This is a genomic window from Pseudonocardia sp. P1, from assembly GCF_000178675.2.
In the GTDB taxonomy this organism is placed as follows: Bacteria; Actinomycetota; Actinomycetes; order Mycobacteriales; family Pseudonocardiaceae; genus Pseudonocardia.
Genome location: NZ_ADUJ02000001.1, coordinates 1,252,512 through 1,267,869 on the forward strand (window position 1 = coordinate 1,252,512; position 15,358 = coordinate 1,267,869).

Here is a 15,358-nt window from a genome sequence, read left to right on the forward strand (position 1 = left end):
GGCTCAGCGGCCCCGGCCGGCGAGGTCCCGGACCAGCGCCGGGTAGGCGCGGGGCCCGACGGTCCGGTGCACCCGCTCGGCCGCGGCGGTGAGCCCGGCGTGCTCGCCCGCCGTGAGCGCGAGCTCCGCGGCGGCCGCGTTCGACTCCAGCTGCGCGACGCTCGACGCCCCCGGGATCGCGACCGTGTTCGGGTGGTGCACCACCCACGCCAGCGCGACCTGGGCGGGCGTCGCGCCGTGCGCCGACGCGACGTCGCGCAGGGCGTCGAGCAGCGGGCGCAGCGCCGCGAGGTTGTCCGGCAGCCACGCGGTGTTGCGGCGGATCGTGTTCGACGGCCGGTGCGTCCCGTCGTAGCGGCCGGTGAGCAGGCCCTGCGCCAGCGGGCTGTAGGCCATGACGATCCGGCCGTGCGACGCCGCGTGCGGCACCCGGTCGGCCGCGGGTCCCCGGCGCAGCAGGCTGAACTCCACCTGGTCGGACAGCACCGGGGCGCCGAGCGCGGCCTCCGCGGACCGCCAGCGGTCCAGCGAGTACGCCGAGACCCCGGCCTCGCGCACCAGGCCGATCCGCTGCAGCGCGGCCATCCCGCGCATCGCGGAGACGTCGCCGAGCACCGGGTGCGGCTTGTGGATCTGGTAGAGGTCCAGGGTGGACACCCCGAGCCGCGCCGCCGACGCCACCGCACGCTGCTGCAGGACCGGCCCCAGCGGCAGGACCGGCAGGAACTTCGTGGCGACGACGACGCCGTCGGTCCCGCCGGACGCCCGCAGCGCGTCACCGAGGATCCGCTCGCTCCGCCCGAGGCCGTACATCTCGGCGGTGTCGAACACCGTGATGCCGAGCTCGCGGGCGCGGGCGACGATCCGCCCGGCCTCCCGGACGAGGTCCGCGCCGTAGCCCCACTCGGTGGAGCCGAACTGCCAGGTGCCGAGGCCGATCACCGACCACGGCGTACCGGTGGTCCCGGGGACGTCGAGATACCGCACCGGAGCGATTGTTCCCGACGTCCCCGGGCCACCGCCCGTGCGGACCCCTCGACTACCGCACGGGAGCCCCCGGGCCGAGCGGGATCCCCAGCGCCCACCAGGCGAAGAACAGCAGGGTCCAGACCGCCGTCATCGCGACGGCCAGCGGCAGCGTGTACGACGCGAGCGTCCCGATCCCCGCGCTGCGCCGGTAGCGCTGCAGGAACCCCAGTGCCATCACGAAGTACGGGCTCATCGGGGTGATCGCCGTCGAGCCGGAGTCGGCGATGCGGAACAGCGCCTGCGTCGTCTCCGGTGGGACGTGCACCAGCATGAGCATCGGCACGATCACCGGCGCCGCGATCGACCACATCGCCGAGCCGCTGGTGACCATCACGTTCACCACGGTGAGCACGGCCAGCACCATGAGGAACACGACCGGGATCGGGATCCCGGTGGTCCGCAGGGCGTCCGCGGCGACGACGGCGAGCACGTCCCCCACGTGCGACCAGTCGAAGTACGCGAGGAACTGGGCGATCGCGAAGAACAGCGCCAGCACCGGCGCCATCTGCCGGATGCCGTCAGCCATCAGCTTCGGGACGTCGCCCGCGGAGGTGATCGTCCCGGCGCGGCGGCCGTAGACGATGCCGAGCAGGCCGAACAGCAGCGCGATCACCGCGCCGATGCCCTCGATCAGCGGGGACTCGACGATCCCCCCGTCCGCACCGCGCAGCGGCGACGACGACGGCAGCACCGCCGCCGTCAGCAGGACCAGCGCACCCAGCAGCACCCAGCCGGTGCGGTGCAGCGCCGCGCGCTCGGCGGGCTCCAGGGAGAGCCGGCCGAGGTCGTCGTCCGGGGCGTCCGGGTCGACGTCGAGGTCGGGCCGCCTGCTCAGGACCAGCCGGGTCATCAGGGTGATCACCAGCGCCAGCACGAGCGACGACGCGATGTTGAAGAACCAGTTGCTCACCGGCGAGACCGTCACCGCCGGATCGACGATCCGGGCCGCCGCGGTGGTGATCCCGGCGAAGATCGCGTCGTTGGGGGTCGGGACCGGGCTGGCGTCGTAGCCCGACGCGATCGCGGTGTAGGCGACGACGATGCCGAGGATCGGCGAGCGCCCGACCGCCCGGAACGCGAGCCCGCCGAGCGGGACCAGGATGACGTACGCCGCGGCCGACGCGACGTGCGCGACGGTCCCGGCGAAGGCGACCGCGAACACCACGAGCGACGCCGGCACCCGCGCCACGCCGACCCGCATCGCCGCGGCCAGCAGCCCGCTGCGCTCCGCGACCGCGACGCCCATGATCACGGTGACGATCGTGGCCATCGGCGGGAACTCGGCGAAGTTGTCGATCATCGACGAGACGGCCATGGCGACGCCGTCACCGGAGAGCAGGTTGCGCACGGCCACCGGCTCGCCGTCGGGCGCGATCACCGACACCCCAGCGGCGGCGAGCCCGGCACTGATCACGGCGAGGATCGCGGACAGCACCCAGAACAGCCAGAACGGGTGCGGGAGCGCGTTGCCGACCCGCTCGACGACGGCCATCGCCCGCACGATGCGGGGCAGTTCCGCCGACCCGGTGTCGCGGGCCTCCTCCGGCGGGGCGCTCACGACCGGCCCAGCCCGAAGAACGCGCCGATCAGGTCCGTCGCACGGACCGTCTGCGTCGTCGTCCCACCGCCGGAGTACGCGGTCGCGCCCGGCCAGGTGTGCCCGCCGCCGTCGACGGCGACGTGCCCGACCCGGGCTCCCCCGGCACAGCCGTCGAAGCGCTGCACCGTCACGTCCGGCTCGATCCGCCGGGTCGCGGGGACGGGGTCGCAGCCGTCGCGGCGGGCCCACCCGGCGACCGTGTCCGGGATCGCGGGCAGGCCGCGGCCGGCGTCGCCGGTGTAGGGAATCGTCGCGTCACCGGTGCCGTGCACGAACAGTGCCGGGACCGGGCGGCCGGGGTCGCACGGCGGCTCACCCGCCCGGTAGTACGCGCCCGCCACCGGGGCGATCGCCGCGATCCGGTCCGGCAGCCGGCAGGCGAGGATCTCGGTGAAGCCGCCCCCGTTGGACTTGCCGGTCGCGAAGGTCCGGCCCTCGTCGAGGCACAGGTCGGCGCCGAGGTCGTCGATCAGGTCGCCGGTGAAGGCGACGTCGTCCACCCCGGGCGCGGAGTACGGCGCGCCCTGCCAGGACCGCTTGCCCTCCCCGCCCGGGACGCCGTCGGGGTAGGCGACGACGGCCGGGAGCCCGGACAGCCCGGAGAAGCCCTCCGTCTCGGCGCCGCTGTTGCCGCGGCCGTGGAAGACCAGGACGAGTGGCCAGGCGCGGTCCGGCGAGTAGTCCTCGGGCAGGTGGACGCGGACGGAGCGGTCGAGACCGCCGCTCGCCGTCGTGCGGACGGCCGTGGTGCCGGGCTGCTGCGGGGCGGGCCTGCCGCAGCCCGTGCCGCCCGGCGTGGCCGGGTCGTCCGCCGCGCCGGCCGGGGCGGCGCCAGCGGTCCCGGCGCCGATCGTCAGGCAGGTCGCGACCGCGGCCAAGGTGGCCACCGCGCCGCACAGGCGTCGTGGTCGGGTCGTTCCGGACATGCTGGTTCCCTTCGGACGGCGTCGTCGACGGCCGGTGGTCGTCCCCGCCCGGTCGCGCCGGGGCAGGGCGGCTCGGCGGGACGCCGGACGACGCCCCGCGGTGCGGGAGTGCTGTGTCGGAGTGCTGGTGGCTCCTGGTCGGAGGGTGGGCGTCAGGCCTTCAGCCACGCCGTGACGAAGTCGGTGATCCGGTCGACGATCGCGGTGACGATCGCCTCGCCGTGCTCCGGATCGGCCCGGCGGGGGTCGCCGAGGACCCCGCTGCCGGACAGGCGGTCGTAGCCCACGGTGAGCTTCGGACCGCCGCGCCACCGGGCCAGCCCGCCCAGCGCGTCCAGCTCGGAGAGCCGGGTCGTCCCGGCGACCAGACGGTCGGTGTGCACCAGGTGCGGTGCCACCGCCAGCATCTGCGCCGTCTCGGCCTGCCCGCTGTGCCCGGAGACCTCCGGCGGGCCGGACGCCGCGACCACGTCCGCGGCGAGCGGGGTGAGGGGGCTCCACGCGAACTGCAGGTCGGGCCGGGTGACGAGCAGGTCCTGCGCGACCGTCCCGAGCGTCGCGTCGTTCCCGCCGTGCCCGGTGACGACGAGGATCCTGCGCCAGCCGTGCCGGTAGAGGCCGTCGACGTAGTCGCCCAGCACCGCGGCGAACGTGGCGGTGGACAGGCTGACCGTCCCGGCGAACGCGAGATGGTGCGGCGAGACGCCCACCGGCAGCGACGGCCCGATCACCGCGCGCCCGCCGAGCCGCTGCGCGACCCGGTCGGTGACGGCCTCGGCCCGGACCAGGTCCGTCGCGAGCGGCAGGCCGGGGCCGTGCTGCTCGAACGCCCCCGCCGGGACGAGCACGACCGGACTGTCGACGACGGCGGCCGCCGCCTCGGTGGTCGTCATCTCCGCGAGCCGGTGGGTGCTCATGCGCGCACCGCCGCGGCGATCGACTCGAGGTGCTGCCGGGTGAGGCGCTCGGCCCGGGCGGGATCGCCGTCCCGGACCGCCTCCAGCAGCTCGACGTGCTCGGCGTGGTCGCGCTCGCGGTCGTCGTAGCGGTGCCGGATCTCGATCTGGTCCCGCGCCCGGACGTGCAGCAACGCCTCGACCGTCTCCCGCAGCAGGGCGTTGCCGCTGGTGGCGGCGAGCGCGACGTGGAAGTGCACCGCCGGGCGGAGGTCGCCCCGCGGCGGGTGCAGCGCGTTGGTGACGCTGTCGGTCAGCAACCGCAGGCCGTCGGCGTCGCGGGTCCGGGCGGCGGCCGCGGCGATCGGCGGTTCGACGACCAGCCGGGCCTCCACCAGTTCGAGCACGGTGCCCGGGGTGCTGAGCGGCCGGTGCGGGTTGGCGAGGAGCCGCCGGTCCACGCCGTCGCCGACGTAGGTGCCCGAGCCGTGCCGGAACTCCACCGCGCCGGTGGCCTCCAGCCTGCGCAGCGCCTCGCGGACGGTCGGGGTGGTGACCTCGAACCGCTTCGCGAGGTCCCGGGACGACGCCAGCTGGTCCCCCGGCGCCAGACCCTCACCGCGGATGATCTGCAGGATGTCGTCGGCCAGGCGCTCGGACAGCGTCTCCCCCGTGCTCATAAAATGACTAAATCACTTAGTGAGCTAGTCGGTCAAGCGCAAAGGGGAGCATCGACCGCAGCCGCTCGCTCATGCCCTGCACGCTCTGCGGCGGACCGGCGGGCCGGACTCGCGACCCGACTCCCCGCCGCACCTCGCCGCCGCACCCCACGACCGCCCGGCGCACCCGGTCACGGTGCGCCGCACCCCACGCGACGGGTGCCACAAGCCACGACACGGTGCGCCGGGCGGCCGTGGGGTGCCGGAGGCCGCCGGGGACGGGTGCTGCAGGCCCCGGCCCGGGTGCGGCGGCCCGCGAGGGGCGGGGTCCGGCGCCGGTCGTGGGGTCAGGCGCTGGTGGCGGTGTCCGGCTCGTCGGCGGCGGGGCCGTCCCAGTCGGACAGGGCCCGGTCCAGCTCGGGCCAGGTCGTGTCCCGGGCCCGACGCCCGGTGAGCACACCCAGGTGCCCGCCCGGCGACGTCGAGAACCGCACCTCCGGACTCCCCGACAGCAGCGGCACCGCGCCGCGGACGGCCTTGAGCGGCGCGATCACGTCGTCCCGCCCGGCGACGACGAGGACCGGCACGTCGACGTCGGACAGCTCGACGTCCCGCCCGGCCAGCCGCAGCCCGCCGGACGCGAGGTCGTTGCTGCGCAGCAGCAGGTGGAAGATCTGCCCGAACACGCGGCCGGGATAGCCGTGCATGTTGTTCATCAGGTGGTCGACGGCCTCGATCTGGGCCAGGCAGTCGCGGTCGTCGATCCGGGACAGGACGGCGAGCGGCCGGGTCACCAGCTTGTCGACGGCGGTCAGCTGGAACGCCCAGCTCACGACCGGCGCCGGGAAGCTCCCGACCCCCTTGTAGATCGAGGAGATCAGCCGGCCGCCGGTGACCTGGGCGAGCGGGCGCAGCGGCGCCACCAGCGGCACCCGGGAGATGTCGACCGGCGTCCCGATCGCGGACACGCTCCGCACCGGCAGCGGTGACCGTTCCCGCACCGCGGCGGCGACCGTCAGCAACGCGAAGATGCCGCCCAGCGACCAGGCGACCAGATGGACGTCGTCGCCCTCGCTCGCGGCGATCTCCCGGATCGTCGCCGGGAGCAGCTCGTCGACCCAGTGCTCCATGCCGAGCGAGCGGTCGGAGAAGGACTTGGGCCCGTAGTCGATCAGGTAGACGCTGCGGCCCTGGAGCAGGAGGTGCTCGACCAGCGAGCAGCCGCGCCGCAGGTCGTAGGCGAAGTCGGGCGCGCCCAGCGGTGGCACCAGCAGGACCGGCGCCCCGGGCGAGGGGTCCACACCGGACAGCGGCCGGTAGCGGTAGAGGATCGCCGACGGCGAGCCGACGAGCGCCTCCCGCGGCATCCGCTCGAGATCGGCGAGATGCCCGACGACCGTCCGGTCCCAGACGTTGGCGACGGCGTCGACGAAGTGCACGGGCGCACCCTACGGCACGCGGGGGTCACCGTCGGCCCGCGAGGACGCCGTGGGTTACCGGCCGGTATGTGAGACTCCCGACCATGCAGCGCGACATCTTCGACGACGAACACGACGCGTTCCGGGACCTGTGCCGCACCTTCATCGCGAAGGAGATCCTCCCCCACCACGACCGGTGGGAGGAGGAAGGACAGGTCGACCGGGAGATCTGGCGGACCGCGGGCGCCGCGGGCCTGCTCGGCATGGGGGTCCCCGAGGAGTACGGCGGCGGCGGGGTCGACGACTTCCGCTACAACGCCGTCCTCGACGAGGAGATCGTCGCCGCCGGGACCAGCGGGATCGGGTTCCCGCTCCACAACGACGTCGTCCAGCCCTACTTCCTGCGGCTCGCGAACGAGGAGCAGAAGCAGCGCTGGCTGCCCGGGTTCTGCTCCGGTGACCTGATCACCGCGATCGCGATGACCGAGCCCGGCACCGGATCCGACCTGCAGGGCATCGCCACCAACGCCAAGCAGGACGCGGACGGCGACTGGATCCTCAACGGGTCCAAGACGTTCATCACCAACGGCATCCTCGCCGACCTGGTGATCGTCGTGGCGAAGACCGACCCGGACGCCAAGCACCTCGGCTTCACCCTGTTCGTGGTCGAGCGCGGGATGGAGGGCTTCGAGCGCGGCCGACGGCTCAAGAAGGTCGGGATGAAGGCGCAGGACACCGCGGAGCTGTCCTTCACCGACGTCCGGGTGCCCGACGCGAACCGGCTCGGCGAGGTCGGGCAGGGCTTCGTCTACCTGATGCAGAACCTCGCCCAGGAGAGGCTGTCGATCGCCGTCGCCTCGGCGGCCGGCGCCGAGGCCGCGGTGCGGATGACGCTGGAGTACACCAAGGACCGCAAGGCCTTCGGGCGTCCGGTGTCGAACTTCCAGAACACCCGGTTCGAGCTGGCCGAGATGGACACCGAGGCCTCGATCGCGCGGATCTTCGTGGACCGCTGCATCCGCCAGCACGTCGAGTCCGAGCTGTCCGTCCCGGACGCGGCGAAGGCGAAGTGGTGGACCTCGGACCTGCAGAACCGGGTCGTCGACCGCTGCGTCCAGCTGCACGGCGGGTACGGCTACATGCTCGAGTACCCGATCGCCCGCGCCTTCGTCGACTCCCGCGTCCAGGCGATCTACGGCGGCACGAACGAGATCATGAAGGAGATCATCGGCCGGTCGCTGATCGGGTAGGGCTCGTGAGTGGAAAAGTGGGCCTGGACCCGCTTTTCCACTCACAGGCGCGCCAGCGCCTGCCCGATATCGGCCACGAGATCCCGCGGGTCCTCCAGCCCGACCGAGAGACGCAGGTGCCCGAGGCGCCGGAAGTCCGGCGGGAAGTGCGCGGCCCGGCCCTCGGAGCCGGCGCCGACGTGCACGACCAGCGACTCGTCGTGCCCGAGCGACACCGCCGAGGTGATGACCCGCAGGTGCGCGACGAAGCGGTTCTGCAGTTCCGGCGGCCCGTCGAGGGCGAAGGCGAGCATCCCGCCGAATCCGCCGTCGAGGGTGCGGGCGGCCAGCTCGTGCTGGGGGTGCGACGCCAGCCCCGGGTAGGCGACGTAGGCGACCCGCGGCTCCGACTCCAGGAACCGGGCCACGACCAGAGCGTTCTCGCAGTGCGCCCGCATCCGCATCGGCAGGGTCACCGCGCCGCGCGCGATCAGCCAGGCGTTGAACGGGCTGATCACTCCCCCGGCGTCGACCATCGCGTCCGCCCGGATCCGGTCCACCAGCTCGCGCGCCCCCAGCACGGCACCGCCCATCGCGTCGCCGTGCCCGTTGACGTACTTCGTCAGCGAGTGGACGACGAGATCGGCTCCGCGCTCGAGCGGGCGCTGCAGCACCGGTGTGGCGAACGTGGCGTCCACCGAGAGCAGTGCGCCGTGGGCGTGCGCGACCGCGGCGACGGCGTCGACGTCGGTGATCCGGGTCGTCGGGTTCGCCGGGGTCTCGACGTGCACGAGCCGGGTCCCGGGCCGCATCGCCGCCCGCACCGCCTCCGGGTCGGAGGAGTCCACCAGCGTCGCGGTGATCCCGTACCGGTCCGGGAGCAGCTCGGTCAGGAGCCGGTGGGTCGCGACGTAGGTGACGTCCGAGCTGACGACGTGGTCACCGGAGCGCAGGAACGTGAAGAACACCGCGTGCAGGGCCGCCACACCGGACGCGAGCGCGACGGCCGCGCAGCCGCCCGGCACCGCCCCGGCGGGGTCCTCCAGGGCGACGAGCTTGTCCTCGAGCCAGCCCTGGTTCGCCCCGCCGTTGCGGGTGTAGAGCCGGGTGGTGGTGCCCGACCAGTCCAGGTCGGACGGGTCCTCGGGCAGCGCGTAGGAGTTCGCGGCGACGATCGGCCGCCGGATCGCGCCGGTGCCGGGGTCGACGTCGTTCCCGGCGTGCACCGCACGCGTCGCGAGGTGGGGCGGCCGGTCGTCGTGGGTCACCCGCCGATCCTGCCCCTCAGTGCTCGGCGACCGGCTCCGGGGCCCGCAGCGACGGCCCGGCGTCGGGCACGACGAGCGGGGTGCCGGTCACCGGGTCCGGGATGACCCGGGCACGCAGCCCGAACACCTCGGCCAGGAGCTCCTCGGTGATCACCTCGGACGGCGTCCCCGCGGCGACGATCCGGCCGTCCTTCATGGCGACCAGCTGGTCCGCGTAGCGGGCGGCCAGGTTCAGGTCGTGCAGCACCATGACGACGGTGCGCCCGCCCTCGGACTGCAGCCGCCGCACGAGCTCCAGCACGTCGACCTGGTGGGCCAGGTCGAGGAACGTGGTCGGCTCGTCGAGGAGCAGCAGGTCGGTCTCCTGGGCCAGCGCCATGGAGATCCACGCCCGCTGGCGCTGACCGCCGGAGAGTTCGTCGACCGGGCGGTCGGCGAGGTCCTCGAGCCCGGTCCAGGCCAGCGCGTCGGCGACGGCGCGCTCGTCGTCGCCGGACCACTGGCGGTACCAGGCCTGGTGCGGGTGCCGCCCGCGGGCGACCAGGTCGCCGACGGTCAGGCCCTCGGGGGCCAGCGGCGACTGCGGCAGCACACCGAGGACCCGCGCGACCTCCTTGGTCGGGGTCTGGTCGATCCGCCTGCCGTCGAGCAGCACCTGCCCGGAGCGGGCCGGAAGCAGCCGGGCCAGTGCGCGGAGCACGGTCGACTTCCCGCAGCCGTTCGGGCCGATCACGGTGGTGACCCGCCCGGGCAGCACGTCGAGGTCGAGGTCCTCGACGATCGTGCGGTCGCCGTAGCCGAGGCTGACCCCGTCGGCGCGGAGCCGGACGACCCCGGGTTCGACCGGGGCGCCCTGGGTGGTCGTCCGGTCCTCCAGATACGCGGTCATGCGCGGGCCTCCTGACGGGCACGGGCGAGCAGGAACAACAGGTACGGCGCACCGAGCACCGCCGTGACGATGCCGACCGGGAGCTCGACGGAGCCGAGCGCGGTACGGGCGATGAGGTCCGCGGTGACGGTGAGCGCGGCGCCGAGCACCAGCGAGACCGCGAGCGGCGGGCTGCCGACCCGGCAGATCCGGCGGGCGATCTGCGGGCACACCAGCGCGACGAACGCGATCGGGCCCGCGGCCGCCGTCGCCACCGACGCGAGACCGACGGCCACGAACAGCAGCCCGGTGCGGGCGTGGTTCACCCGGATCCCGATGCCGCGCGCGGTGTCGTCGTCGAACCGCAGGCCGCCGAGCTGGTGGGCGAGGACCAGCGCCAGCGGCACGAGGACCGCCATCGCGATCGAGAGCGGGACGACCTCGTTCCAGCTGCGGGCGTTGAGGCTGCCGTTGAGCCAGACCTGGGCCTGCGCGGCCTGGTAGATCTGCGCCACGGTCAGCAGCCACTGCACGGCCGCGACGAGCACCGCCTGGATGCCGATGCCGATCAGCACCAGCCGGTAGCCCTGGATGCCGCGGCGCCAGGCCAGCACGTAGACCAGGGTCGAGCTGACGAGTCCGCCGAGCAGCGCCGCGAGCGGGATGCCGAGCGAGGCGAACCAGCCACCGACCCCGGCGGCCCCGCCGCCGAGCACGATCACGAACACCGCGGCGGCACCCGCACCCCACTGGACGCCGATGATGTCCGGGCTGGCGAGCGGGTTGCGTGCGACGGACTGCAGGATCGCGCCCGACACCGCGAGCGCCCCGCCGACCAGCGCGCCGGTCAGCGTGCGCGGCAGCCGGAGCTCCAGCACGACCAGCTGCTGGCCGGCGTCGCCACCGCCGAACAGCGTGGCGAGGACGTCGGTGATGGCGATCGGGTAGTCGCCGCGGCCCATGTTGGCGGCGGCGGCGAGCAGCAGCACCGCCGCCGTCACCGCCAGGACGATCAGCGGGCGCGGGCGCAGGACGCCGGAGAACCGGCCGACCCGCAGCGGGCGGCGCCCCGCGACCGCCGGGGCCTCGGGCTCGCGGACCTCGGCGGGGGCGCTCACACCGCCCCCAGCTTCCGGCGGCGCACGAGCGCGATGAAGAACGGTCCGCCGATCAGTGCCACGACGATGCCCACCTGCAGCTCCCCGGGGCGGGCCACGACCCGTCCCACGACGTCGGCCAGCAACAGCAGCACCGCTCCCGCGAGCGCGGAGGCCGGCAGCAGCCACCGGTGGTCGGGCCCGGTGAAGGCACGGACCACGTGCGGCACGATCAGCCCGAGGAAGGTGATCGGGCCGCAGGCCGCGGTCGCGGCCCCGGCCAGCAGGGTGATCGCGACGACGCCGACGATCCGGGTCCGGCGCACCGAGTGCCCCAGCGAGGTGGCGACGTCGTCGCCCAGCGACAGCGCGTTCAGCGCGGGCGCGCTGGCCAGCGCGAGCACCACGCCGATGACGATGAACCAGACCACCTGGCCGCCCACGGCCGCGTCCCGCCCGGCGAGCGAGCCGACCACCCAGAACCGGTAGGCGTCGAGGCTGGTCTCGTCGAGCAGCACGATCGACGACGTGAACGCCTGCAGCAGGAAGGTCACCGCGGCGCCGGCGAGCGCGAGCGACACCGGGGTCGCCCCGCCGGGCGCCCGGGTCCCGACCACGAACACCGTCACGCTGGCGACGAGCGCACCGGCGAAGGCGAACCAGACGTAGCCGAACAGGCTGGTGACGCCGAACAGGTAGATCCCGCAGACGACGAAGAAGGCGGCGCCGGCGTTCACGCCGAGCAGGCCGGGGTCACCGAGCGGGTTGCGGGTGAAGCCCTGCACCAGCGCACCGGCGAGGCCGAGTGCGACGCCCACCAGCAGGCCGAGCAGCGTGCGGGGGATCCGCAGCGAGCGGATCACCACGTCGTTCTCGGAGCCGGTCGGCGCGAACAGGGCGGAGAACACCTCGTTCACGGGGATGACCTTGGTCCCGATGGCGATGCTCGCCAGCACCGCGACGACCAGGGCGCCGGCGAGCAGGGCGAGCCCGGTCAGGCGCCGGCGCCGCAGCGAGCGCTTCGGCGGGGCGGGCGCCCCGGTGGAGCGGGACCGGACGGGGATCGCGTTCACCTGACTGCGGTCCTCCTGCACGTCGTTCGTCCACGCACGCACCCGTCCGGTGCGGCTCCGCTCACCATAAGTGAGGCTGCCCTACCGCAGAACACCCCGTCGGTCACAGGCCCGTCACACCCGGCATGCTCGGCCGATGCCGCCGCAGCCCCGGGTGACCGCGATCATGGTGTCCTCCCTCGACGGGGCGGTCACCGCAGGCGGGCGGGGATCGCAGGGGCTGAGCACCCCGGCCGACCGCGAGCTGTTCCGCGCGCTGCGGCGGGCCGCCGGTGTCGTCCTGGTCGGGGCGGGCACGGCGCGCGACGAGGACTACCGCGGTGTCCGGCCGCGCCGGGCCGGCCCCGGGGAGCCGGACCCCGGGCCGCCGCCACCGGTCGCCGTCGTCACCGGATCGGCCGATCTGGACCCGCACGCGGCGTTGTTCACCGACACCGTCACTGCGCCGATCGTGCTCACCACCGCGGACGCCCCCGCGCACCGCCGCGCCGCGCTGTCCGCCGCCGGCGCCGACGTGGCTGTCCTGCCCGATCTCGCCCCCGCGACGCTGCTGGCCGAGCTCGGCCGGCGCGGGCTGCACGACGTGCTCTGCGAGGGCGGTCCGACGCTGCTCGGTGCCCTGGTCGCCGCGGACGCCGTCGACGAGCTGCGACTGACCCTCGTACCGGTCCTCGTCGGCGGTCCCGCCGGGCGGATCGCCAGCGGCCCGGTCGCGGGACCGGCCCGATCGCTGCGGCCGGCGGGCAGCCGTCAGGCCGACGACGGCACCCTCCTCCTGCACTACATCAGGGAGGGTCACCCGCCGAACGGGTGAACTCGCGTGAGGAATCCGCCGGTCCGGGCATCACACGGGTGACCGCACGACGACCGGCGGCACGGCACACGGCCCCAGGGGCCCGCCGTCCGCGAGAGGAGACGACATGACCAGCAGCACTCCGGCTACCACCTCCGGCGCCGGTCCGGCCAAGATCGGCGACGACACCGGCCAGGGCAAGACCTCGATCGCCGCCTCGGTCGTGCAGAAGATCGCCGGGATCGCCGCCCGCGAGGTGTCGGGCGTCCACTCCATGGGCTCGGGCGCCTCCCGCGCGTTCGGCGCGCTGCGCGAGCGCATCCCGGGCGGCGGCTCGACCGGCGCGTCCAACGTCGCCGGCGTCGCCGTCGAGGTCGGCGAGAAGCAGGCGGCCGTCGACCTGGACCTCGTCGTCGAGTACGGCGTGTCCATCGCCGAGCTCGCCAAGGCCGTCCGGCGCAACGTGATCGGCGCCGTCGAGCGGATGACCGGGCTCGAGGTCATCGAGGTCAACATCTCGGTGAACGACATCCACCTCGCGTCCGAGGACGACGACAAGGACGAGGCGCCGGCGGCGCCCGCCCCGACCGGCCGCGTCGTGGAGTGACCGTGCCGGACCCCTCCCCCGAGTCCCCCGCCGCGGTCGTCACCGGGTCGCCCGGTGCCGCCGCGGTCGCGGCCGAGGCGGAGCGCGACCCGGACCCGGCCACGCTCGCCGAGCTGGTCGCCGGGGCGGTCACCGCGCACCCGTCGGTGGTCCGGCTCGACGGCGGCGTCTTCGGCGCCGTCGCGACCTGGCTGCCGGGGCGCCGGCTGGTCGGGGTACACGTCGGCGGACCGGGCGAGCCGGTGGAGATCGGTGTGGTGCTGAACCTCGACCGGCCGATCCCGGCTACCGTCGCCGCTCTGCGCCGCACCGTCGCACCGCTCGTCGGCGGGGCGCCGATCGACGTCACGGTCTCCGACGTGGAGATCCCCGGCGGAGGCGGCACCGCATGACGCAGCAGGTGGAGGTACGGATGGACGGTCGGGACGCCCGCGGCGGGCTCACGCCCTCGGAACGCGCCGCGTACCGGTCGTTCGTCCGCACCCACCACCCCGACCGCGGCGGTGACCCCGAGGTCTTCCGGGCCGGGCTGGCCCGGTTCCGTGCGCTGGCCGGGCAGCCCCCCGGCGAGCGCGACGGCGGCCACGCCGCGGCCGGCGACGACAGCCGCTACGACCGTCCGATCGAGATCGTCCCGGACCTGCCCCTGCCGACCCGGGTCCTGGTCGCGCTCATCCGCACCGTCCGCCGCCAGAGGCGGACCCGGGTCGACCGTCCCGGCCGGCCCGACAACGACACCTCTCGGAGGTTTCCATGAACGCCACCCAGACCGGCCTGCTGGCAGGTCTCCTGCTGGGCATCGCCGGCGCGACCGGCGGGTTCCTGTTCTTCGTCCTCACACTCGTCCTCGGTGCGATCGGCCTGGTCGTCGGGCGGGTGCTCGACGGTGAGCTGGACGTCAGCGGCGTCCTCGGCCGGGGCCGCGACCGGTGACCGCCCTCGCCGAGCCGGACGAACGCGGCTCCCTCGACGTCGACCCGTCGGTCCTCCGCAAGATCGTCGAGTACGCCGCCGACACCGCGCCCGCCACCCGGCACCGCACCCGGCGGGTCGCCGGCCTCGGCGTCGGCGAGTCCGGGCCGAGCGCCCGGGTGACCGCACGGACCGGCGACGAGATCGACGTCCGGCTCTGGCTGACCCTCGTCTACCCCGGCCCCGTCCGGGCGGCCGTCGCCCAGGTCCGCGAGCGGATCGCTGCCGACCTGCTGCGGATGACGGGGCACCGGCTCCACCGCTTCACCGTCGAGATCGGTGCCCTGCAGTCCGACCGGGCCGCCTCGCCGGAGACCGCCCGGGTGCAGTGACCGCGCCCCCGACCCACCAGAAAGGCAGGTGACACGCGATGCGTGTCCTGCTCCGCGTCCTCGCGCCGCTGGTCAGCCTGGCCGTCGCCGCACTCGGCGCACTGATCGTCACCGAGGCCGTCGCCGCCTGGGTGGACCCCGGGTCCGGCGCCGGCCTGCTCGTCCCCTGGCGGGACTGGTGGGCGACCGGCACGGCCACCCTCTGGACGGCCGCGCCGGTGCTCTGGATCGCGGTCGCCGCGATCGTCGTCGGTGTGGTGCTGCTGGTCGTCGGGCTGCTCGCCCGCCGGCACGACGTGGCCCTCACCTCGCCCTCGCCGGGGCTGACCGTCGCGACCGCACCGCGGGTCTTGGCCCGCCTGGTCGGCAGCCGGGTGCGCGCCCTCGACCCGGTCACCGGGGCCACGGTCACCGCGTCGGCGACGTCGGTGGTCGTCCGGGCCGGCGGCCGGGGCGACGCCGGCGAGCTCCGGTCCGAGGCCGACACGGCCGCGAAGGGTGTGCTCGACGCGCTGCCGCTGGCCCGACGGCCCCGGCTGAGCGTGCGCACCGCGCCGGACCGTCCGGCCTCGACGAAGGGAGTGCACTGAG

General features: G+C 74.7%; 18 protein-coding genes. 8 read left to right on the forward strand and 10 right to left on the reverse strand.

What is annotated here, in order from left to right:
- Window positions 1-3 precede the first annotated feature (3 nt).
- The 6 genes from PP1_RS05275 to PP1_RS05300 form a co-directional block, all read right to left on the reverse strand.
- Complete coding sequence (locus PP1_RS05275) at window positions 4-987, reverse strand: aldo/keto reductase (RefSeq protein WP_010243281.1); 984 nt, start codon at window positions 985-987, stop codon at window positions 4-6.
- A gap of 52 nt (window positions 988-1,039) precedes the next feature.
- Window positions 1,040-2,521: an AbgT family transporter gene (locus PP1_RS05280; protein ID WP_083697331.1), complete on the reverse strand. Its 1,482-nt coding sequence runs from the start codon at window positions 2,519-2,521 to the stop codon at window positions 1,040-1,042.
- A gap of 62 nt (window positions 2,522-2,583) precedes the next feature.
- The gene (locus PP1_RS05285; RefSeq protein WP_075314137.1) at window positions 2,584-3,555 is read right to left on the reverse strand and encodes an alpha/beta hydrolase family esterase; all 972 of its coding nucleotides are present in this window, start codon (window positions 3,553-3,555) and stop codon (window positions 2,584-2,586) included.
- Between the two features lie 152 nt (window positions 3,556-3,707).
- Entirely contained in the window at window positions 3,708-4,472 is a 765-nt protein-coding gene (locus PP1_RS05290) for a creatininase family protein (RefSeq protein ID WP_010240080.1), read from the reverse strand.
- A complete protein-coding gene (locus PP1_RS05295) occupies window positions 4,469-5,131 on the reverse strand; it encodes a FadR/GntR family transcriptional regulator (protein ID WP_010240077.1) in 663 nt (220 codons plus the stop codon). The genes PP1_RS05290 and PP1_RS05295 overlap by 4 nt, the downstream gene beginning before the upstream one ends.
- Window positions 5,132-5,457: 326 nt before the next feature.
- Window positions 5,458-6,549, reverse strand: coding sequence for an alpha/beta fold hydrolase (locus PP1_RS05300; protein ID WP_010240074.1), 1,092 nt, complete (start codon window positions 6,547-6,549; stop codon window positions 5,458-5,460).
- Between the two features lie 83 nt (window positions 6,550-6,632).
- On the opposite strand from PP1_RS05300, the gene PP1_RS05305 reads away from it, so the two are divergent.
- On the forward strand, window positions 6,633-7,778 hold the full coding sequence (locus PP1_RS05305) for an acyl-CoA dehydrogenase family protein (RefSeq protein WP_029239874.1): 1,146 nt from the start codon (window positions 6,633-6,635) through the stop codon (window positions 7,776-7,778).
- Between the two features lie 41 nt (window positions 7,779-7,819).
- Here the strand turns inward: PP1_RS05305 and PP1_RS05310 are convergent, their stop codons facing one another.
- Genes PP1_RS05310 through PP1_RS05325 form a run of 4 tightly spaced genes read right to left on the reverse strand, consistent with a single transcriptional unit; the run spans window position 7,820 to window position 12,054 of the window.
- Entirely contained in the window at window positions 7,820-9,025 is a 1,206-nt protein-coding gene (locus PP1_RS05310) for a trans-sulfuration enzyme family protein (RefSeq protein WP_010240071.1), read from the reverse strand.
- A 16-nt stretch (window positions 9,026-9,041) separates the two neighbouring features.
- Complete coding sequence (locus PP1_RS05315; protein WP_010240069.1) at window positions 9,042-9,914, reverse strand: ABC transporter ATP-binding protein; 873 nt, start codon at window positions 9,912-9,914, stop codon at window positions 9,042-9,044.
- Entirely contained in the window at window positions 9,911-11,011 is a 1,101-nt protein-coding gene (locus PP1_RS05320) for a FecCD family ABC transporter permease (RefSeq protein ID WP_010240067.1), read from the reverse strand. The genes PP1_RS05315 and PP1_RS05320 overlap by 4 nt, the downstream gene beginning before the upstream one ends.
- Window positions 11,008-12,054 (reverse strand): FecCD family ABC transporter permease, encoded by a 1,047-nt coding sequence (locus tag PP1_RS05325; RefSeq protein WP_050802507.1) that lies wholly within the window; start codon window positions 12,052-12,054, stop codon window positions 11,008-11,010. Before PP1_RS05325 ends, PP1_RS05320 begins: the two co-directional genes overlap by 4 nt.
- Before the next feature lie 145 nt (window positions 12,055-12,199).
- Here PP1_RS05325 and PP1_RS05330 point away from each other — a divergent pair, with 145 nt between their 5' ends.
- The 7 genes from PP1_RS05330 to PP1_RS05360 all read left to right on the forward strand — a co-directional run bounded on the left by PP1_RS05330 (window position 12,200) and on the right by PP1_RS05360 (window position 15,357).
- Window positions 12,200-12,877: a dihydrofolate reductase family protein gene (locus tag PP1_RS05330; protein WP_075314136.1), complete on the forward strand. Its 678-nt coding sequence runs from the start codon at window positions 12,200-12,202 to the stop codon at window positions 12,875-12,877.
- A gap of 106 nt (window positions 12,878-12,983) precedes the next feature.
- Window positions 12,984-13,463, forward strand: a complete 480-nt coding sequence (locus PP1_RS05335) for an Asp23/Gls24 family envelope stress response protein (RefSeq protein WP_010240060.1) — start codon at window positions 12,984-12,986, stop codon at window positions 13,461-13,463.
- A 2-nt stretch (window positions 13,464-13,465) separates the two neighbouring features.
- Window positions 13,466-13,855 carry a hypothetical protein gene (locus tag PP1_RS05340; protein ID WP_227012638.1) on the forward strand — a complete coding sequence of 130 codons (390 nt, stop codon included), beginning with the start codon at window positions 13,466-13,468 and terminating at the stop codon, window positions 13,853-13,855.
- Window positions 13,852-14,220 (forward strand): hypothetical protein, encoded by a 369-nt coding sequence (locus PP1_RS05345; protein ID WP_010240055.1) that lies wholly within the window; start codon window positions 13,852-13,854, stop codon window positions 14,218-14,220. The genes PP1_RS05340 and PP1_RS05345 overlap by 4 nt, the downstream gene beginning before the upstream one ends.
- Entirely contained in the window at window positions 14,217-14,396 is a 180-nt protein-coding gene (locus tag PP1_RS05350) for a hypothetical protein (RefSeq protein WP_010240052.1), read from the forward strand. The genes PP1_RS05345 and PP1_RS05350 overlap by 4 nt, the downstream gene beginning before the upstream one ends.
- Entirely contained in the window at window positions 14,393-14,767 is a 375-nt protein-coding gene (locus PP1_RS05355; protein ID WP_010240049.1) for a hypothetical protein, read from the forward strand. The genes PP1_RS05350 and PP1_RS05355 overlap by 4 nt, the downstream gene beginning before the upstream one ends.
- A gap of 38 nt (window positions 14,768-14,805) precedes the next feature.
- Window positions 14,806-15,357 carry a DUF6286 domain-containing protein gene (locus PP1_RS05360; RefSeq protein WP_010240047.1) on the forward strand — a complete coding sequence of 184 codons (552 nt, stop codon included), beginning with the start codon at window positions 14,806-14,808 and terminating at the stop codon, window positions 15,355-15,357.
- The last annotated feature ends 1 nt before the right edge of the window (window position 15,358 follow it).